At 40.2% G+C, this 19408-nt stretch carries 13 protein-coding genes and 1 other RNA gene; all 14 read right to left on the reverse strand.

What is annotated here, in order from left to right:
- Window positions 1–35 precede the first annotated feature (35 nt).
- The 14 genes from rimO to recJ all read right to left on the reverse strand — a co-directional run bounded on the left by rimO (window position 36) and on the right by recJ (window position 19170).
- Complete coding sequence (gene rimO / locus VIHSUH07_RS08965) at window positions 36–1382, reverse strand: 30S ribosomal protein S12 methylthiotransferase RimO (RefSeq protein ID WP_105084684.1); 1347 nt, start codon at window positions 1380–1382, stop codon at window positions 36–38.
- Window positions 1383–1449: 67 nt separating this feature from the next.
- Window positions 1450–2487 (reverse strand): ABC transporter substrate-binding protein, encoded by a 1038-nt coding sequence (locus VIHSUH07_RS08970; RefSeq protein ID WP_105084685.1) that lies wholly within the window; start codon window positions 2485–2487, stop codon window positions 1450–1452.
- Entirely contained in the window at window positions 2484–4412 is a 1929-nt protein-coding gene (locus tag VIHSUH07_RS08975) for a YgiQ family radical SAM protein (protein WP_105084686.1), read from the reverse strand. The genes VIHSUH07_RS08970 and VIHSUH07_RS08975 overlap by 4 nt, the downstream gene beginning before the upstream one ends.
- Window positions 4413–4446: 34 nt before the next feature.
- A complete protein-coding gene (locus VIHSUH07_RS08980) occupies window positions 4447–4899 on the reverse strand; it encodes a helix-turn-helix domain-containing protein (RefSeq protein ID WP_005376169.1) in 453 nt (150 codons plus the stop codon).
- 13 nt (window positions 4900–4912) lie between these two features.
- Window positions 4913–7600 (reverse strand): FtsK/SpoIIIE family DNA translocase, encoded by a 2688-nt coding sequence (locus tag VIHSUH07_RS08985; protein WP_105084687.1) that lies wholly within the window; start codon window positions 7598–7600, stop codon window positions 4913–4915.
- 77 nt (window positions 7601–7677) lie between these two features.
- A complete protein-coding gene (locus VIHSUH07_RS08990) occupies window positions 7678–8982 on the reverse strand; it encodes a replication-associated recombination protein A (RefSeq protein ID WP_105084688.1) in 1305 nt (434 codons plus the stop codon).
- Window positions 8983–9010: 28 nt separating this feature from the next.
- Window positions 9011–9183, reverse strand: a non-coding RNA gene (gene ssrS, locus VIHSUH07_RS08995) — 6S RNA.
- A gap of 100 nt (window positions 9184–9283) precedes the next feature.
- Window positions 9284–11086, reverse strand: coding sequence for an aspartate--tRNA ligase (gene aspS, locus VIHSUH07_RS09000; RefSeq protein ID WP_105084689.1), 1803 nt, complete (start codon window positions 11084–11086; stop codon window positions 9284–9286).
- Between the two features lie 7 nt (window positions 11087–11093).
- Window positions 11094–12365, reverse strand: coding sequence for a histidine--tRNA ligase (hisS, locus tag VIHSUH07_RS09005; RefSeq protein ID WP_105084690.1), 1272 nt, complete (start codon window positions 12363–12365; stop codon window positions 11094–11096).
- Entirely contained in the window at window positions 12365–13792 is a 1428-nt protein-coding gene (hemZ, locus tag VIHSUH07_RS09010; protein ID WP_105084691.1) for a coproporphyrinogen dehydrogenase HemZ, read from the reverse strand. Before hemZ ends, hisS begins: the two co-directional genes overlap by 1 nt.
- A complete protein-coding gene (locus tag VIHSUH07_RS09015; RefSeq protein ID WP_005380706.1) occupies window positions 13785–14273 on the reverse strand; it encodes a Fur family transcriptional regulator in 489 nt (162 codons plus the stop codon). Before VIHSUH07_RS09015 ends, hemZ begins: the two co-directional genes overlap by 8 nt.
- A 30-nt stretch (window positions 14274–14303) precedes the next feature.
- Window positions 14304–14939: an MBL fold metallo-hydrolase gene (locus VIHSUH07_RS09020; RefSeq protein WP_105084692.1), complete on the reverse strand. Its 636-nt coding sequence runs from the start codon at window positions 14937–14939 to the stop codon at window positions 14304–14306.
- Window positions 14939–17179: a RelA/SpoT family protein gene (locus VIHSUH07_RS09025; protein WP_105084693.1), complete on the reverse strand. Its 2241-nt coding sequence runs from the start codon at window positions 17177–17179 to the stop codon at window positions 14939–14941. Before VIHSUH07_RS09025 ends, VIHSUH07_RS09020 begins: the two co-directional genes overlap by 1 nt.
- Window positions 17176–19170 (reverse strand): single-stranded-DNA-specific exonuclease RecJ, encoded by a 1995-nt coding sequence (recJ, locus tag VIHSUH07_RS09030; protein WP_105084694.1) that lies wholly within the window; start codon window positions 19168–19170, stop codon window positions 17176–17178. Before recJ ends, VIHSUH07_RS09025 begins: the two co-directional genes overlap by 4 nt.
- Window positions 19171–19408 lie beyond the last annotated feature (238 nt).

Raw genomic sequence — 19408 nt, forward strand, 5'->3', positions numbered from 1 at the left:
GTTAATAGTGGTATTACCTAATACACCAATCAATATTATTCTACGATAGTAGCTACTACATCGTAAGCAAATCCTTGCTCTACTTGTACCTGTACAATATCTCCAGGTTTAACCTTATCGCCACAGTCTTCGATATACATGTTCCCATCTACATCTGGAGCTTGTGATTTCAAACGACCTTTTGCAAGAACAGTATCATTATCGCCTTCTTCTAATTCTTCAATCATGGCATAGTCAATAGTGCCTTCTAAATCGCGGTTATTCTCTTCAGAAATAGCAGCTTGTATAGACATCAATGTATGATAGCGTTCTTCTTTAACCTCTTCTGGTATTTGATCTTCACGAGCCCCTGCAATAGTTCCTTCCTCTTGAGAATATGTGAAAACACCCATGTTATCAAACTTGATATCCTTCACAAATTCACAAAGTTCTTGGAACTGTTCATCTGTTTCACCAGGGAATCCAACAATAATCGATGTACGCAATGTAACATGAGTTGGTGCATTGCGGATTTTCTTTAATAATCGCTCAATATCCTCACGAGAATCACGACGATTCATTTGTTTAAGAATATCGTTGTTTACATGTTGTAATGGTATATCAACATATTTACAAAGCTTCGGTTCATTGACGATAATATCAAGCAATTCATCACTAAAGAATGTTGGATATAAATAGAGCATGCGAATCCACTCGATTCCTTCAACCTTAGTTAATTCTTTTAACAGCTCTGTAAGTAATGGTTTACCATTATTTAAATCAATGCCGTAGCTAGTCGTATCTTGTGCAATGAGAACGATTTCTTTAACCCCTGACGCAGCTAATCGTTCAACTTCAGCTTTGATAGATTCAATGGAACGACTTCTAAATGCACCACGCACCTTAGGAATGATACAGAATGTACAACCATTGTTACAACCTTCTGCAATTTTTACATACGCACTGTAGCGAGGCGTCGTTTGAATACGAGGCATGCGTTCATCATAGATATTAGTGATATTTTCCATGATGCAGCTACGATTGCCATGCTCAATCGCATCAACAGCTACCATAACTTGATCCCATGCACCAGTACCAATAAGGGCATCAATTTCAGGGATTTCTGTAAACAACTCATCTTGGTATTGTTGACTCAAGCAACCTGCTACAATTAAGCCTTTACAACGACCAGTTTCTTTATACTGAGCAGCTTCAAGAATCGTATTGATAGATTCTTCCTTAGCTTTCTCTATAAAGGTACATGTATTTATGATAATTAAGTCAGCCTCATGTAAATTATCGGTAATGGTATAACCATCATCCATTAACAATCCAAGCATAACCTCTGTATCTACTAAATTTTTAGCACAACCTAGGCTGATATATCCCAATGATTTGGTCATTCTAAATCCTTTCTTACTTATAGAATGTAACTATATTGTATATGTATTTTATAGAAATACTCTTCTATTAATCTTTTCTAAAACGTACTTGGCTAACCCAGTGATTCAATAAAAGTTCTTTTCCCTCCACTGTATAGCCGCCATTAACAGGCCATAACACTACAGAACGCCCTAATGCATCTACGGGTTCGGTAACTTCAGGGTTGGCGAATATATAGGTAAAATTATTATTCATCATATATTTTGCAGTTTCACTAGATAATAACCAGGTAATAAACTCTATACTTTCATTTTTATGCTTAGAATCCTTTTGCACAGCTGCACCTGTTACATAAAATGATGTGCCATCACTAGGATAAATCATTTTTACAGGATAAGAATGGCGAATGTACTGTTGTGCATCAGAAAGATTCCCAATACCAATATCCGATTCACCAAGAGCTGTTAGCCGTACAGGTGTGGAAAGGAACTTAGAATGTTGTATAACATGTGTTTTTAAAGCTAATAAATCCGCAAGAGCATCTGGCTCACCTTTATATTCCACCAAATTGTACAAAAGATTAGCCGCATTTTGAGAAGCTCCGAAATCTGTCATCACCACACGCCAGTTCCCAGGCTTTTGCAAGGTATCCCAAGTCGTAACATGTTGACCTAGTTTATTGTAAAATGATTCATTTTGTACAAAAACAATAGGATCATACCATAAGCCGACCCAGTAACCATTTGAATCCTTTAGGCGATCCAAGACCTCATCTATGCGTTCATTTACAATAGGAGCAAACTTATCTTTACTAGCACCGATGACGAGGTTATCCTCAGATGTAATCACTACATCACCAGATGAATCTGCTAACTTAGAGGAAACCCGTTGTTCCATTTGCTCCTCAGTGAGTGGCATAATATTAACTTTTACGTTTTTATCCTCTAAATATTTATCAGCTAATAATGTTGTTAAGTTATTAGGTAAATCAGTGTAAACCGTAATTTCACCGCGTACAGGCGCTTTTGATTTTTCAATTTGCTCCTCTCGATAAAAGTATACGCCATACCCCATCATACCTAAGACAAAAAGCATTAATATAATAAATGCCATCCATCGTTTCATCGCGTAAATCTCCTTTTACGTTCTCCCTTAGTCTTATTGACCTGTGAAGGAGAACCACTTCGAGCATATCGAGATTGACCGCCTCTCGATTGTCCCGGTTTTTTACGTCCTTGATTTTGCATTTTACCTTGTCCAATTGGTCTAGATGGAATTAAGCACTCAGGTCCAAAGCCGATTAAATCACGCCGATTAGCTTCGATAAGGGCCTCTTTTACCAAGTCGTAATTTTCAATGTTTTTATATTGCATCAAGGCTCGTTGCTTAGCCTTGTCCCGACCTTTTTTAGCCACATAAACAGGCTTGCCATCAAGAGGATTAATACCCGTATAATACATACACGTTGAAAGACTGCCCGGTGTAGGAATAAAATCTTGAACTTGCTCAGGATACATATGCTGATCTCGTAAAAATTCAGCTAATTCTATGGCGTCCTCTAATGTACATCCTGGGTGAGAACTCATAAAATAAGGAACTAAATATTGTTTTTTCCCTAATTCACGATTTGCCTCTTCAAACCATTTTTTAAAGGTCAGGAATTCTTCTTTTCCAGCCTTGCCCATCATAGTCGTTACACGCTTTGATACATGTTCAGGCGCAACCTTTAGCTGACCACTCACATGATATTGACAAAGTTCCTTTACAAAGGCTTTATTATTGTCGGCTAAAACATAGTCATAACGTAACCCCGATCTGACGAAGACCTTTTTTACGCCCTTTAACTTTCGTAACTTGCGCAATAATGCAATGTAATCATCGTGATTAGTATTCAAATTTTCACAAGGTTCCGGCGCCGCACAGGTGCGACCTTTACAAGCGCCAAAGACGGCTTGTTTATCGCATGCTAAATGTCTGAAATTGGCCGTTGGACCACCTACATCATGAATGTAGCCTTTAAATCCATCCATATTGATCATCAACTTAGCTTCATCAATCAAAGACTGATGGCTGCGATTTTGAATTATACGGCCTTGATGATTGGTAATAGCACAAAATGAGCAACTACCAAAACAACCACGTTGACTAACGAGGCTAAACTGCACCTCGCTTAATGCAGGCACGCCCCCTTTATCATCATACGATGGATGCCATTTACGAGTGTATGGTAAATCATAAGCCGCATCCATTTGTTCCTGTGTTAATGGTAAGGCCGGTACATTTTGTACAACATAGCGATCTCCATGTTTTTGTACAATAGGTCGTCCATAGAATGGATCTTGTTCATCATATTGAATGCGGAATGCATCGGCAAAGGCCATTTTATCAGCCTTGATTTCTTCAAAGGAAGGACATTCAACACACTCAATGGATGGTATGTCTTTTGACATATAACAAATACCACGTATATTTGGCAATGATTCTTCGAATCGATTTTGATCTAGTGCTTCGGCTAACTCTATAATCTGTAATTCACCCATGCCATATATAAGTACATCAGCCTTAGAGTCTACAAGAATAGACCGACGCACCGTATCAGACCAATAATCATAATGCCCAAAACGCCGCAATGAGGCCTCGATGCCACCAATGATAAGAGGCACATCTCTAAAGGCTTCTTTCATGCGGTTAGAGTATACCAAGGTCGCTCTATCGGGGCGATGTCCTGCCTCACCTCCCGGTGAGTAATCATCTTCACGGCGGATTTTTTTTGCTGCCGTAAACTTATTGAGCATGGAATCCAAGTTGCCTGCAGTAACAAGCGATGCAAGACGAGGCTTTCCTAATTTTTTAAAAGCATTAACATCATTCCAATCAGGTTGGGCAATAATACCAACTCGATAGCCTTTGGATTCTAGATAACGACCAATTACGGCAGGCGCAAAAGATGGATGATCTACATACGCATCGCCACTGATGAGCACGAAATCGAGTTCTGCCCACCCGCGCGCTTCCATATCTGCGCGTTCTGTAACTAAAAATGTATCCATCAATATAACCTTCCTTTAACTGTAACGATGTATCTTAGAATAAAAACAACCATATCAAAAATATCACCATGAATACGGCAATAATAGCAAGCATAATGCGTTCTTGTTCAATGGACCGTTGTCGCTTTTTCTGTCTCGTTTCAAGCGACATACGACGTTTTGCCATCTGATGCTCAACGTACTCACTCTGCACAGAGTTAATGGTTTCCTGTTTCTTTTGACGCATAATAGGACGTATTGTGAATGTATCCACTTCACCTACTTGATTTTGATAAACCTTCACTAAGCGATCTCCATCAAGGCCAAGGTAATTTCCATAATTGCGAATAAAACCTTTCGCGTATACACGTCCTGGGATAACTGCATAGTTTCCATCTTCGATGGCTTCTAAATAGGTTGTTTTAATATGAAGTACTTGTTCAATATCTTTAAATGTGAGATTTCTACGTACTCGTTCTCGACGTAATTCTTCACCTAACTCAGCCACAGTATATCCCTTTCTATTCCTCAGAATCAGAGAAGTATCGAGCTTTCACCTGTTCTGGACTCATTAAAATCTCTCGTGCTTTACTACCCATATTAGGACCTACAATTTTAAGATCCTCCATGGTATCTACAAGGCGTGCAGCACGCGTATAACCGATACGGAATCTACGTTGCAACATCGATACGGATGCTTGACCAGATTCCATTACAAGATTGACAGCTCGTTCTAATAACTCATCACGATAAATATCTTGTTCATCATTATCTTGTGCTGCGGTTTCCTTTTCTGCCTCAGCCGTTACCGTATCATCATATTCTGGTTCTCGTTGTTGTTTTACAAACTCTACCAAATGTTCCACTTCATCATCAGAGATGAAAGCACCTTGTACACGAATTGGTTTATTAGCCCCAATTGGAGAGAACAACATATCACCTTTGCCTAATAGTTTTTCAGCACCCGCCATATCGAGGATTGTACGAGAGTCGATTTGGGACCCTACGGCAAAGGAAATACGGCTTGGCACGTTGGCTTTAATAGAACCAGTAATAACGTTAACAGATGGACGCTGTGTAGCTAGTACCATATGAATACCAGCAGCACGTGCCATCTGAGCCAATCGACTAATGGATTCTTCAATATCATCAGGAGCAGTCATCATCAAGTCCGCCAACTCATCGATAATCAATACGATAAGAGGCATTGCCGACTTAGGATGAGCTTCATTATAACTTTTAATATCACGTTTGCCAGATGCAGCAAAAGCCTTGTAACGAGCTTCCATCTCACGAACTGCCCAACGCAATACAGCAGCCGCTTTTTTCATATCCGTTACAACTGGTGCCATCAAATGAGGAATGCCATTATACACAGATAATTCAACCATCTTAGGGTCGATGAGTAATAACTTAACCTCTTCTGGTTTACGACTAAAGAGAATACTGGAAATCAATGTATTCACACATACAGATTTACCAGATCCTGTCGTACCAGCCACCAATAGATGTGGCATCTTAGCCAAATCAGTAATCACAGGTTTGCCAGCGATGTCCTTACCAAGGCCGACTGGAATACCGCCACGCGCCTCTTTAAAGTCACTACAATCAAGTACATCACGCAAGTGAACGGCTTCTGTTTTCGTATTAGGTACCTCGATACCAATAGCAGATTTACCAGGAATTGGTGCCTCCATACGTATATGTTGAGCTGCTAGATTCAAGGCAATGTCATCTGTTAAATTAACGATTCTACTTACCTTTACACCTTGGGCTGGCTCAATTTCATACCGTGTTACAGTTGGGCCTTGCGTAGCATTAACCACCTTAGCAGAAATGCCAAAGCTAGATAAAACATCTTCGAGGCGCATCGCATTATACGCGACCTCTTCATTATTATTCTGACCGACCTTCCCTTTCGACAAAATATCAAGGCTTGGAAAGTGATATGGCCTATCATAAGTTCTATGAATCTGTCCATCTTTAGAAACAGCTACCTGTGCTGTATCCTCAGCAGTACTTGCCAAAGATGGTACAGATAATGGCATAGAACTCATTCCTGCCCCAGCACTAACAGAGCTTGCAGCTGCACCACTACCAGGTACATCACTTGCAATCGCTGCATGATTGGTCTCAAGTGGCCCTATAGTTGTCGGTTGATAAGAGTACTCTTCTGTGTCTGCTTCATCAGTGCTGTGTGCCTCATCTTCACCACTAACATCATCTGTATCGAATTCTTCAATATCATCATGATCATGAAGCCATGATGGCATTGGTTGACCTTCATCATCGATACTACTAGTATGGCTTTCACTACTGCTATGGCTAGCATCACCAGATTCTTCAGAGATTTGCGCTAATCGTTCTGCCGCTCTATTACGAGCCTCTAACTCGGCTAATTCTTTCCAAGAAGAAGGCGTATGTGTGTCGATTGGCTCAACTTCATAGTCATCATTAGCAGCTACAACACCTCTATTTTCAATAGCCTCTACAGCATTCTGAGCTGCATCAGTATATCGCGTATCCTTTTCGCGGTCATAAGCCTTGCGCTGTGCTGCTTCTTTACGCTGTTCATTCCAATCTTCGATAACCTCTTTGGCTACCGCTACCTTTTCAACAGCCACTTCTTTTGCCTTATCAAGGCCTACTTGCGTTTTATCAGCAGCCTTACGCAATCCGTTACCTAAGGATAGGCGCGTAATAAGGAGACCACAGCAAAGCATAAGTACGGCAACAACAATAATGGAACCAACTTCACCGAACATAGTTCGTATAAAGGAAGCCAAGAAACCACCCACAACACCACCTTGATCTGCAAGCGCTGTAGTCGCCAATTCATCACCCACAGGTACACGACAAAGTGGAACCATGGTAATAGCTAATAAGTAAAAAACTGTTATGAGAAGACCACGACGTGTAATAGACATAAATTTACCTTGGTATAACAAACGCCATCCAAGCCATAGTACAGCAATGCACGGAATTATGCCCCCAAAGCCAAATCCATAGCGAAATATTCCCGTCAATATTTCGCCTACAATGCCTAAATCAAAGCCAAAAAAGCCTAGCAATGCCAGTATGGCAACACCTATGACAATAATGCCTTTCACTTCATTACGCAGTGAAAACCCTTCTTTTTTTGGTGCCGGTGTAGCTCGTTTTTTGCGAGGCTTCCGCCCTCGTGTAGAAGTTTTTTTCTCTTCTGCCATAATAGTATACAAACCCCTTACTTTTATATAAAAATCTATTTTAAATCATCATTATATTATACCATATATTGATTATTCTATTTATCTTTGCGTCTATCATTCCAATCTTTTAACAGATTATGCTCTACCCCACGATCGACGCCCGTATAATACTCAGCATGTATTAAAGGATCCGGTAAATATTGTTGCTTAACATATCCATTTGGATAATTATGAGCATATTTATAAGTTAGCCCATGTCCTAGTTTACTAGCTCCACTATAATGGCTATCACGCAAGTGATTCGGCACTTGCCCACAGTCTTTATGACGCACATCTGAAATAGCCGCATCAATACCTAGATATGCAGAATTGCTCTTAGGCGCTAGCGCCACATAGCACGCCGCCTCAGATAAAATGATACGCGCCTCTGGAAATCCCACCATATGCGCGGCCTGTGCTGCTGCATTAGCTAATATTAAGGCTTGTGGATCTGCTAATCCTACATCTTCGGCAGCACAAATGACAATACGACGAGCGATAAAATTAGGATCCTCACCGGCCTCTATCATACGTGCTAAGTAGTGAAGTGTAGCCTGTACATCGGACCCGCGCATACTTTTAATAAAGGCGGAAATTGTATCGTAATGACTATCTCCTTTTTTATCGTATGTATAAATGCGTCGGCCTATGACCTTTTCAAGTATTTCTAAAGTGATTTCTTCGCCATCGTGTACCATGGCTGCAGCTTGCTCCAAAATATTGAGTGCCATACGACCATCTCCATTGACGAAGATACCTATATCCTCAAGCAACTCATCCTTTACCTGTAAGTTACGAGCCCCTAAGCCTACTTCGCTATCTGTAAGAGCTCGCTTTAAAATTTGACTAATTGCCTTCGGCGTTAAGGCCTCCAATGTAATAAGTCGTAGCCTCGATAATAATGGGCGATTGACTTCAAAAAATGGATTTTCTGTAGTTGCCCCAATAAGAATAATCGTACCATCTTCAACGCAGGGTAACAGTACGTCTTGTTGACTCTTATTAAAGCGATGTATTTCATCGAGAAATAAAATGGTTCGTTGTTGCAAAGAACGAACGCGTTTCCGCGCATCTTCTATAATATTTCGCAATTCACCGATACCTGCATTTGTCGCATTTAAATTGACAAAATGGCTGTTGCTCATCTTAGCGATGATACCGGCTAATGTCGTTTTACCAGTTCCACAAGGCCCGTAAAACAACATGGATGGTATTGTATCCTTTTCCACCATGGCGCGAAGGAATGTCCCCTTCCCTACCGCCTGTTCTTGACCATACAAATGATCAAGTTCTGTCGGTCTCATTCGCACCGGTAGTGGTTCATATTTATTCGTAGGTAATGCATCAAATAAACTATCCATGCTACCTCCATTCATTCTTTACATGCAAAAAAGCCCCACCATGCCGTAATGTACCGCGTTTTGATCCTGCAAGAGCAGGTGGGTGTCCTCCTCATCCTGCAGTTGTCCCGTGAGGGCGTAACGTTCAGACGAGAGTTCTGGACTCCCGAAGAAAATGTGTTGGCTCAAAACTGCGATATCACACGCACATGGCAGGGATATCTTATACATAAATAGTAGCAGAAAGATTTATCATTTACAAGACTTGACTTTTAAAATTTTAGCAATTCTTGCGGTCCTTTTATAATATGTTTACTTGCGATTATACCAAGGATTGTTCTTCTTCCTCTACATCTGGTTTTATGTGTAATTCTTTTAATTGTTTAGGTTCTACTTCAGATGGCGCTTGGCTCATGATATCAGAAGCGGATTGTGTTTTAGGGAATGCGATAACGTCGCGGATGGATTGACGTTTAGCCATCAACATCACAAGACGATCAAGACCAAATGCACAACCTGCATGAGGTGGCGCACCGTATTTAAATGCATCAAGCATGAAACCGAATTTAGATTTAGCTTCTTCTTCAGATAAACCAATTGCTTTAAATACTTTTTCTTGTACGTCAGATTGATAAATACGCAAGGAACCGCCACCGATTTCAACGCCGTTCAATACCATATCGTAAGCAATTGCTTTTACGCTACCAGGATTGGATTGTAATTTATCAAGATCTTCGTGGCGAGGCATTGTGAACGGATGATGCATAGCAACATAGCGTTTTTCATCTTCGTTATATTCGAACATAGGGAAATCTGTTACCCATGTGAAAGCCAATTTATCTTCGTCAATCATGTTCATACGACGAGCCATTTCAAGGCGCAACTCACCAAGTGCACGAGCAACAGTTGCTGGTTTATCAGCAATCATCAATACAAGGTCGCCGCCTTTAGCGCCCATTTTTTCACCGATATTGCGGATTGTATCTTCACCTAAGAACTTCATGATTTGAGATTTAATGGAACCGTCTTCATTGAAGCAAGCCCAAGCCAAACCTTTTGCACCGTAGCGATTTACATATGCTACCAAATCATCGAGTTCACGACGAGGAATACCAGCATCACCAGGTACTACGATACCTTTTACGATACCGCCATTGTCGATAACAGAGCGGAATACTTTGAATTCAGTATCTTTTACGAGTTCAGTTACATCTGTGAAAGCCATGTCAAAGCGAAGATCTGGTTTATCAGAACCATATTTATCCATCGCTTCATCCCATGTAATACGAGGCATAGGCAATGGAATTTCTTTGCCCAATGTCTTTTTGAACACTTCTGCAACCATTTGTTCCAATAGTGCATAAATGTCCTCTTCATCAACGAAGCTCATTTCCAAGTCAAGTTGTGTAAATTCTGGTTGACGGTCTGCACGCAAATCTTCATCGCGGAAGCAACGTACGATTTGGAAATATTTTTCATAGCCTGCTACCATCAAAATTTGTTTGAAAATTTGTGGAGATTGAGGCAATGCATAGAATGTGCCTGCATTCACACGAGAAGGTACTAAATAGTCACGCGCACCTTCTGGTGTGGATTTTGTAAGCATAGGTGTTTCGATTTCAAGGAAATCGCGGCTATCGAAGAAATCGCGCATAGCCTTTGTTACCTTATGACGCAAAATCAAGTTGCGTTGCATTTCTGGACGACGCAAGTCAAGATAACGATATTTCAAGCGGATGTTTTCATCTACATCGATATTATCTTGAATGTAGAATGGAGGTGTTTTCGCAGAATTCAATACGCGAAGTTCTTCACAATACATTTCATAAGCGCCTGTAGGCAAGTTAGGATTGATTGCTTCTTCATCGCGTTTTGTAATTTTACCACGTACACAAAGCACATATTCATTACGAACATCTTCAGCCTTGTGGAAAGATTCCACATTATGATCTGGGGATGCTACAACTTGAACAATGCCAGAACGATCTCGCAAGTCCAAGAAGATCAAACCGCCGTGGTCACGACGACGTTCAACCCAACCACATAATACAACCTCTTTACCTACTTCTGCTTCAGAAATAGTGCCACAACCGTGTGTACGGTGTAAGCCTTTCATTGTTTCCATTCTACTGTCATCCTTTCACCAAAGAAGATATACGTTCAGAAACAGATGCTAATGGCACTGTTTCCTGTTCACTTGTTTCCATAAAACGAATGATGGCTTCTTGCTTAGCCAATTCATCATCACCCAATATGATAACATATTTTGCATGAATTTTGTTAGCATATTTTAATTGAGCCTTCATACTTTTACCTTGTCCATCCATTTCCGCAGTGATATATGCGCTACGCAATGTTTGGCAAATTTTGAAAGCTTCTAATTTTGCAGCATCTCCAAGGGCTACTACAAATACTGCTGGTTCGATTGTCGGTTCAGGCAACAAGTTTTGTTTTTCCAAAGCCAACAACAAGCGTTCCATGCCCATTGCAAAACCAATAGCTGGTGTATGAGGACCATCGAGTTCCTCTACAAGACCATCATAACGGCCACCACCGGCGACTGCACTTTGTGCACCTAATGGAGTGTATTGGACTTCAAAAGCTGTTTTTGTGTAGTAATCGAGTCCACGAACCAAACGAGGATTTAGATTATATTGAATATTCGCCGCATCAAGTAATGTTTTAAGTTCTTCAAAATGGGTATTACATTCTTCACATAGATGTTCATGAATTTCAGGGGCACCTACGGATAAGGCTTTGCACGTTTCATTTTTACAATCTAATAAGCGCAATGGATTTTTGTACAACCGCTCTTGGCAATCTTCACAAAGTTGATCTTTTTTAGGTTCAAAGAATTCAATCAACTTTTGACGGTACGTAGGACGACAGTTTGGACACCCTACAGAGTTCACCTCTACATTGAGATCCTTAAGGCCGAAATCTTTCAACAACTGTACGATCATACAGATAACTTCGCTATCCACTACAGGAGATGGCGAACCGAGTACTTCTGCACCAAATTGATGGAATTCACGATAGCGACCGGCTTGCGGTTTATCGTGACGGAACATAGAACCCATATAGAACCATTTTGTTAAATTTTCTTTACCATACACCTTATTTTCAAGGTACGCCCGTACGGCAGAAGCCGTATTTTCAGGGCGCAATGTATAGCTTTGTTCCTTGTCATCGCCAGTGGAGAAGGTATACATTTCCTTTGATACTACGTCCGTAGTTTCCCCAATACCCCGTAAAAATAACTTTGTATCTTCAAAGGCAGGTGTACGAATTTCACTAAAGCCATAAGCTTTACAAATTTCGCGCATATGCTGTTCTATATAATGCCAATTTACAATTTGTTCTGGCAAGAAATCTTGTGTACCTCTTGGTCTTTTAATAGCCATTACACAACCTCCCAAAATGATTTACATAATGCATGCCTCTTAGCTAATAAAGCCTTTAATGTATCTGTATATACATCTACATCCTTTGGCATGTGTTGCTTTTTCTGTCTAAACGCAGGGGCCTTAATCCATTTAGATGATCCACCGGGTCCCATAGACATAATTGTTTGCCGCTCTTCCATGATTTGAATATTATATTCACACGCTTTACCTGGCAATGTATACCCAATATTTTCGAGTTGACCTCTCATATATTGTTGACGATATAAATAATACGGCACATAACCTGCCTGCTCTAATCGTTCCTGAGCATACTGCACCATGTGTTTTACCACAGACTCATCAGGTACATCATGTTGCATGTTCAAATCATATAGCGGACTACCACGTTTGATAGCTAACGTATGAATTGTAACATTTTCAGGCAAATTATGACAAATATAATCCATGTTATGTACCATATGTTTTATTTTTTGCCCTGGTAGACCTGCTATAAAATCCATGTTAACAGCAAAATCTGTATGTTTTTTAACATATTGATACATATCATCGATATCTTGTGCACTGTGTCCACGCCCGATGCGACGTAATATAGTATCATCCATTGTCTGAGGATTAATGCTAATACGATTCACATGACATCGTTGCATAGTCTGTATTTTTTCAGGGGTTATAGAATCTGGTCTTCCCGCTTCAACCGTGAATTCATGCCCTTTGGGTATCAATGTTGATAATCCAGTTAAGACACGATGAAAATCTTCATTGTTCAATATAGTGGGTGTACCGCCACCCATATAAAGCGTATTCGTGTGCAATTGGTAACTTTCACAAATTTGCCGTACATCATCTATATCCTGTAACAAGGCTGCTATAAATTCAGATTGTCGATGATACTCTTGATATAAACCGTATGGGAACGAACAATATACACAACGTGTTTCGCAAAATGGAATACCACAATAGAGGCTTATATCCTTATTAGAGTGAGACTCTAAAAAAGGACGTTGATATTGTCCAATACGGCTAAGAATATCTAATTTTTCCAAAGACACAGAAAACTCGTCCCTAATGTGACGAGTTGCATCCTCTAATGAGCCATATTGATCTATATATTTATGAAGTAATTTAGTAGGGCGCACCCCTACCATCGTGCCCCACTCATTATGAGCAGGCAAACCTTGTTCTGTACGCAATAATACAAGTAAGGACTGGCCTATTGAGCGTCGCCCCATAGAGGATACAGGACCTGTCAAAATATGTTCAACGCCACGAATAGATACGGTCAAGACATACATATCATCACGCTCAACAGCCTGTAGGATTACATCAGCCTCTTCATTGCGAGAAAATAGCCCTGCTGCGCCACAGTTGTGGGCCACTACCGATCCAAGCGGTAGTGGCCCTGTGTAATGATATCCATTAAGCATGATGTGCCATTTTATCGAGCTTTTCAAGTTCTGCTGGCGTCATATGCGCTTGGCAATCACTGCAGTAACCATATACTTTTAATTGATGATCGATGGTACGGAAATTCAATTTCTTTGCAATGATAGATTCCAATGTTTCTAGCATATCATCTTCAAACTCGGAAACCTTACCACATTTTACACAGATCAAATGATGATGGAAATGGGCAAACTCTTCGTCATTTAATTCATAACGATTACGGCCATCACCAAAGTCAAGACGTTTTAACAAATCTAGTTCTGTAAATAAATCCAATGTACGGTAGATAGTAGCAAGTCCGATATCTGGGGCTACTTCTTTTACCAATACATATACGTCTTCTGCGCTCAAGTGATTTTCTTCAGCATCGATGAAAGCTTGTAAAATCGTTTGACGTTGTGTAGTCAATTTGTATTTTTTGTCTTTAATACGTTCTTTTAATTTTTCCAATGTTGTATTCATAATTACTATCCCCTTTACTAAATAAATTAATTAAGCACCTACAAATGGATTATATTGTTTTTCATAACCAATTTGTGTTTCTGGACCATGTCCAGGATATACCATCGTATTGTCTGGTAATGTATATAACTTTGTTTTAATCGCGTTGATGAGGGCATCATAATCACCTTCTACAAAATCAGTGCGCCCCACAGATTGATTAAATAAAGTATCCCCAACAAATACTAAACCCGGCATATAGTAGCATACGCCGCCAGGTGTGTGACCTGGTGTTTCGTATACTGTCAAATCAATAGCACCACATGTGATGTGATCACCTTCATGAACCTCTACAATGCGCCCTTTTACGGTAATCGGTGTAGGATTGCTATAATTGCTTAGATTCAATTCCGGATCACTTAAGTATTTCACATCATTATGATGTATATAGATAGGCACATCGTAAGCATCTACAATGCCTTGTACGCCACCGATGTGATCCCCATGACCATGAGTTAGGAGAACTGCTTTCGGCTTTACATTATGTTTTTTTAAGGCTTCCAACACTTCTGTCGTAGCAGGATCGATAATGAACGCTTCCTCCTGTTCCTTATCGCCTATGACATAACAATTGGTTCCAAGCGGTCCCAACGGCATACGCATGAGAACTAAATTTGATGTATCCATTATGCACCACCTTTACTACGTTGTACCGTGTAAACTTCACGGATACGACGCAATTTAGTCATAACAAAATCAAGTTGCGATATATCTCGAATTTCAACAACGATGTTGATCATTACATTTTTCGTATTTTCAAGGACTTTGGCGTTCATATTAGTAATGGTAATTTTCAATTCTGAAAGCACCGCCATTACCTCCATGAGGATTCCTGATCTATCATAGGCTTGAATATCGATGCCTACATGGAAGGATTCACTCGATGCTTCATCCCACGAAACTTCAATCATACGCTCTAGATCTTCCGGTGTATGACCAAGGCTTGTACAATCGGATCGATGTACAGAAACACCACGACCTCTTGTAATATAACCGATAATATCGTCGCCTGGTACAGGATTACAACATTTCGCCATACGAACCATAACACCAGGCTCGCCTTTTACGAGAACACCAGTGCCATTCTTAGCCTTTTTGGCCCCTTGTACCTTTAACTTTTCAATGATTTGTTCCGTTGTTTTACGAGCATCTTCATGCTCTTTAGATTTTTTATATAGTTCAACCAATCGCAATAGAACGGTACTTACCGGTATCCCACCATAGCCACAAGCGGCATATAGTTCATTTTCAGTATTGGACTTCAACTGTTTTACAACTTGTTGAATGCGATTGTCACAACAAAGCTCTTTCCAACTATAATTGAGGCGTTTTGCTTCACGTTCAAGGGCTTCAAGACCTTTTTCAATATTTTCTTCTTTATTTTCTCGTTTGAACCAATTGCGGATTTTGTTCTTACTTTCAGAAGAGCCTACAATATTGAGCCAATCAAGGCTTGGTTTACCAGTTTTAGAGGTAATGATATCGACGATGTCCCCATTTTGCAATGTGTAATCCAGAGGCACAATTTTGCCATTAACTTTTGCCCCTACACAACGATGGCCTACATCGGTATGGACGCGATAAGCAAAATCGAGTGGCACAGAGCCGATAGGTAATTTAACTACATCACCCTTCGGTGTGAATACGAATACCTCACCGGAAAATACATCTAATTTCAAAGCATTAACTAATTCTTTAGGGTTAGACGTATCTTGCCATTCTAACACTTGGCGAAGCCATGCAACCTTTTGGTCAAATTCTTTATCGGCGCCCTTATTACCTTCTTTGTAACGCCAGTGAGCGGCGACACCATATTCGGAAACACGATGCATTTCCCATGTACGAATTTGGATTTCTACAGGTTGACCCATCGTACCGATAACCGTAGTATGCAATGATTGATACATGTTGGATTTCGGCATGGAAATATAATCTTTAAATCGATAAGGCAACGGTTTCCAAATACTATGAGCAATACCTAGAACGGCATAGCAATCCGGTACAGTGTCAACGATAACGCGTACAGCCAATAAATCATAGATTTGAGACAAGTCGCGATTATCCTTTTTCATCTTTTTATAGATACTATAAAAATGCTTTGGTCGTCCCTTGATATCCGCTTTGATACCGGCCTCGCCAAGAGCCTTCGTCAATTGTTCCATCGTATCGTTAACGATATCTTCACGAGCTTGGCGCTTTTGTTTCATTTGATCAACGAGATCATAATATTTATCTGGTTCCAAGTAACGGAAGGATAAGTCCTCTAATTCCCATTTCACATTGAAAATACCAAGGCGATGAGCTAAAGGAGCAAAAATCTCCAACGTTTCCTTAGCAATGCGTTTTTGTTTATCGCTACGCATATGTTTCAAGGTACGCATATTATGCAACCGGTCACCCAGTTTAATAACGACAACGCGCACGTCTTTCGCCATGGCTAAAATCATCTTGCGATAATTTTCCATTTGGCGATCTTCTTTAGTTTCATATTGGAACTGATTTAATTTTGTTACCCCATCAACGAGGAATGCCACTTCAGCGCCAAATAATTTTTCAATATCTTCCTTTGTATACTCCGTATCCTCAACGACATCGTGGAGTAGGGCCGCAATCAATGTAATATGATCGATTTGCAAATGCGCCAAAATCTCTGCCACTGCAAGAGGATGCATGATATATGGTTCACCGGAGGCTCTAAATTGACCTTCATGGGCTTTGTCTGCAAGGGTGAAAGCCTTCATGATTTGGTCGCATTCATCATCTCCTAGATACGAATGCACATAATCCATAAACTCTTTTAAGGCCTCTTCTTTATTAAAGCCTTTTTGTTCAACTAAGGCTTTACCTTCTTCATTTATGGTCATCATTGTATCACCTCCTGCTGACTATATGTAATAAACGTAACGGATGTTGTCAAATCAAGCTTACCATTGATGACATTCCAACGGATCATCGCTTGTCCATTATCGTTCGTTTCTTCGCTAATAATACCTAATTCTTTAAACACATCAAGGGCCATCAATGCAGATGAACCATTTTGATTATCTGGTTTACGTCGCAAAATTTCTTGTTCCACATGGTATAAAGAATTAGCGCCGCCTTTTAATGCTAGGCGTACAATTGTATATATTTCACGTAAGCCTTCAGCACTTAATTGAATAGGTTCTTCTATGATAGGCTCTATATCTTGAATCATGAGTTGTGGCGATACAAAACCTTGCCATTCATTTTTTTGAAGTGTAAAGGCCACTTTCACATTCATGCCTTGAAAAATATATCTAAACAAATCAGGACGATTCCAAGCGATAGCATCAACGCTACCATTGGCTGTAGACAAAATCACCTTACAGTGATTTTTGAGTTGCCCCATCAGCATAATGTCCTGCACCTTTGCATCCATAACGCCAAATATAGGTGTGCTATTCCCCATTCCATATGGTTCTAAGGCTGACACACGATCTACGATATCTACATCAATATCATCAACAGGCAATGTGGCATCAATGGATACAACGGGAATATACTCATCAGGAGAAACTTGAACCTTACAATACTCTGTTAAACGCTGACGCAATTCATCGATACGGCTAGCATCTATACTAAATCCAGCCGCTGCAGCATGGCCGCCAAATTGAATCAATATATCTTCACAGGATTTTAATGCATTATATATATTAAAACCTTCAATGCTACGACAAGAGCCTTTACCTACGCCATTATCAATGCTAATAACAAGTGTAGGCTTGTAAAACTCTTCTACCAATCGCGATGCAACGATACCGATAACACCGGGATGCCAATTCTCTCCAGCCACTACTGTTACATAATCAGCTAAATGACCTTGAGCAGCTACATTAGTACGGGCTTCTTCATGAATAGAACGTTCTATCTCTTGACGTTCCATATTCGTTTCTTGTAATTCTTGAGCAATTGTCTCTGCCAAATCTACATCATCAGTAACAAGCAACTCAACGGCACGTGTTGCATGAGTAACGCGGCCTGCCGCATTTAGGCGCGGTGCTAAGGTAAATCCAATATGTCCTGCGGTGATCGTTTTATCATGTAAGCCGGCCACATCGATTAGCTTGTCGATGCCTAAATTAGGTAACTCGTTCATCTTCTTAAGACCTGCCTGTACAATGATGCGGTTTTCCCCTACTAGAGGAACGACGTCAGCAACGGTTCCAAGTGCAACGATATCTAAATCATCAAGATACCATTCGCCGCACTGACGCAACCATAATGCTTGGCATAGCTTAAATGCCACCCCCACACCGGATAAATTTTTATCCCTATAAGGACAATCTGGTTGTTTGTGATTGATAACGGCGCGTGCCGGTGGAATTTGAGGCGGTGCCGTATGATGGTCTGTAATAATAATGTCGATGCGATCGCAAACGGCCTCGACAATATCATAAGAACTAATACCACAATCCACGGTTATCACCAAAGATGCACCATCAGAGATAATATGCTCTAATGCCTCTAAATTTAATCCATATCCCTCGCTTTGCCGTTCCGGTATGTAATAACTTACACGAGCCCCCATTTTCACCAAAAAGCGATATAACAGCGATGTAGCAGTAATACCATCCACATCATAATCACCATACACAACTATAGATTTTTCAGCTTCTATAGTTTCAAGGATGAGGGAGACTGCAGTTTCCATGTCCTTTAAGGTAAAGGGATCAAGCAAATCTTTAAGTGTACCTTCTAAGAAGCGATGGCCTTCATCACAATCTATATTCCGATTCACCATCAATCTCGCTACAATCGGATTTACACCGAGTTCACGGATTAATGTATTCTCTTTTTCTATATCCCTTGGCATAACATGCCAACGTTTCTTCTTCATAATCCAAAACCTCGGTAACAAGTAAATACAACGATATTGATTAACAGCTCAATAATTTATAATCAATATTAAAAAGTTTGTAATTCTATTATCATTATCATTTCTTTTATTATACAACAAGCACCCTTATAAATAAAGGGTTATATCACTCTTTTTCATATATCCACCACTTGTTCTTCTCAACAAAATAGCACTGCTTATTATCATTCTCATAATAAACAGTGCTGATTCATATTGC

The sequence above is a fragment of the Veillonella sp. T34266-5 genome (assembly GCF_002959815.1).
GTDB lineage: Bacteria > Bacillota > Negativicutes > Veillonellales > Veillonellaceae > Veillonella > Veillonella atypica.